Source organism: Candidatus Symbiopectobacterium sp. NZEC135 (genome assembly GCF_025962695.1).
Window position 1 is genome coordinate 1 of record NZ_JAGFPF010000291.1, and the last position, 1,903, is coordinate 1,903.

3 protein-coding genes and 1 pseudogene are annotated in these 1,903 nt (G+C 46.1%); 2 read left to right on the forward strand and 2 right to left on the reverse strand.

The window, feature by feature from the left end:
• Positions 1-78: pseudogene (locus J5224_RS26060) on the forward strand (two-component system response regulator DcuR); the annotation flags it as partial.
• A 198-nt stretch (positions 79-276) separates the two neighbouring features.
• The gene (locus J5224_RS26065; protein WP_264628086.1) at positions 277-1,014 is read left to right on the forward strand and encodes a metallophosphoesterase family protein; all 738 of its coding nucleotides are present in this window, start codon (positions 277-279) and stop codon (positions 1,012-1,014) included.
• Between the two features lie 141 nt (positions 1,015-1,155).
• Here the strand turns inward: J5224_RS26065 and J5224_RS26070 are convergent, their stop codons facing one another.
• Together J5224_RS26070 and J5224_RS26075 are read right to left on the reverse strand one after the other, a co-directional pair.
• A complete protein-coding gene (locus tag J5224_RS26070) occupies positions 1,156-1,512 on the reverse strand; it encodes a VOC family protein (RefSeq protein WP_264628087.1) in 357 nt (118 codons plus the stop codon).
• A 69-nt stretch (positions 1,513-1,581) separates the two neighbouring features.
• Positions 1,582-1,903: 2-hydroxycarboxylate transporter family protein (locus J5224_RS26075; RefSeq protein WP_264628088.1), on the reverse strand; the 322-nt coding region annotated here is incomplete at its 5' end.

Sequence of the window (1,903 nt, forward strand, 5' to 3'; positions counted from 1 at the left end):
GGATCGACCGGCCGCCCTGTCTATCTCTACCGCTTGCTGCCCGAGAAACAAGACGCGCTGCGTCAGTATTGCGAGTAGTACGCGGTTTCTCTCCTCGCGCTATCGTTATAGACGATAGCGCGATATTTTTATCATAAAGACGTATTTGCAATAAATAATCACCGATGATGCTACGTTTAATTAATGATTGCTAAAGTTGATTGGGTTCCATAATTCTGACTTATCGTGGCGACTGCACGTCAGGTATAGCCTAAGAAATACAATAAGGAAGAATCAATGCGAATTTTACACTTGACGGACACACACCTTTTTTCAGATAAAAGTGGTGATGTGCAAGCAAAAACGCATCACGAACGTTTTATAAATTTTATCAATCATTTTAATAAGAATAGAAAATTATTGAATGTTGATAGTGTTATTGTCACGGGAGATATTTCTCATGATGGTAGTGTAATAAGCTATGACGTGTTTTTTGAAAATATGGATAGCCTGAGTATTCCTTATGCTGTTCTGCCCGGAAACCACGATGATCTAGGCAATCTAGATACTGCAATAAAAATTGCAAAGCATACAGTGGCGGTAGAGCAGCTATCTAACGCGTCATGGGCGTTGTTTGGCTTAAACAGTGTGGTACCCAGAGAAGACTACGGGTTCATAAATAAAGATACATTGTATAACCTGCGTGAGGGTTTAACAGACACGACATGTGAGAATATTGCGATTTTCTTACATCATCATCTGGTACCTGTTGGTACACCGCTGGTTGACATTTGTAAGCTAATGAACAGCGATGATTTGCTTACTCTCTGTCATGATAGCCCGGTAAAATTTATCGGTACGGGACATGCTCATACCTTGTTTCAGCGTAAGATAGACAACATTCTGGTGTCGGTATCGCCTGCGCTCTGCTCACAATGGGAAAATGGCACATCAGCTGTCAGTATTGTGAATAACTCTGGTTTCAGCATCATCGCTTTAGATAAAAGCATATTTATAGAAACGCATTTTATTTAATGATGGTTAACGTGGGTTTACCTGTCGCAGAAAGTCACCGTGCCTGACTTCAGGTGATAGCACGCTATAAAGAGGCCGCTACAGCTTGAGGCATCCCCCATCATGTCGCGGCCTTGTTTTATGTCACTTCGAATTCAACGATTACGCCTCTTCCTCCAGAAAACAGACTCTGAGGCGATGTCCATCAGGATCGAGAACGGCAAAGGAATACCCAAAGTCGAGCTGGGCAGGTTTTTGGATCACGGTAACCTGCCCATCCACCTCTGACTTATCCTGCACCGTAAACACAATCTCACCCGAAGGTATGCTGGCAATCTGGTTGACGCCGGGCTCTACGGTGTAGCACGACCAAAGGCCGAGTTTGAAGCCATTTCCAAACACAAACAGTGCGAAGGTGGGGCCTTTTTCCACGGGGGTGATGTCAAACAGCCCGGCGTAGAAGTCGGCGCTTTTCATTACGTTACTGGCATAAAGAATTGTAATATCGGCAGATAGCATGGCGGTCTCCTTGGTGGTAGACCGCCATGTTAGTCTGGCACAGTGACAGTTTTTGTCAGCAGCTTGAGCTTACAGCAGCCAGCCCATCAGCAGCGTTGCGCCGATCACGGTAGAGGCACCGCCGATACGCGTTGCGATTTGTGCAAAGGGCATCAGTGACATACGGTTGGATGCTGAAAGAATCGCGACGTCTCCGGTGCCGCCCAGGCCGCTGTGGCAGGTGGTGACGATGGAGGCTTCAATCGGATACATATTCAGACGTGGCGCAATCAGGAAGCTGACCAGCGCCATAGAGAGCACGACGGAGCCACAGACGATAACGTAGCCAACGGAGAACACCGCGACCACGCTTTCCAGCGGAATATAGAGAATAAAAAAAAAAATCATCAAA

Coding starts and splice junctions, on each gene's coding strand:
- J5224_RS26065 (WP_264628086.1), top strand. CDS start 277: ATGCGAATTTTACACTTGACGGACACACACCTTTTTTCAGATAAAAGT.
- J5224_RS26070 (WP_264628087.1), bottom strand. CDS start 1,512: ATGCTATCTGCCGATATTACAATTCTTTATGCCAGTAACGTAATGAAA.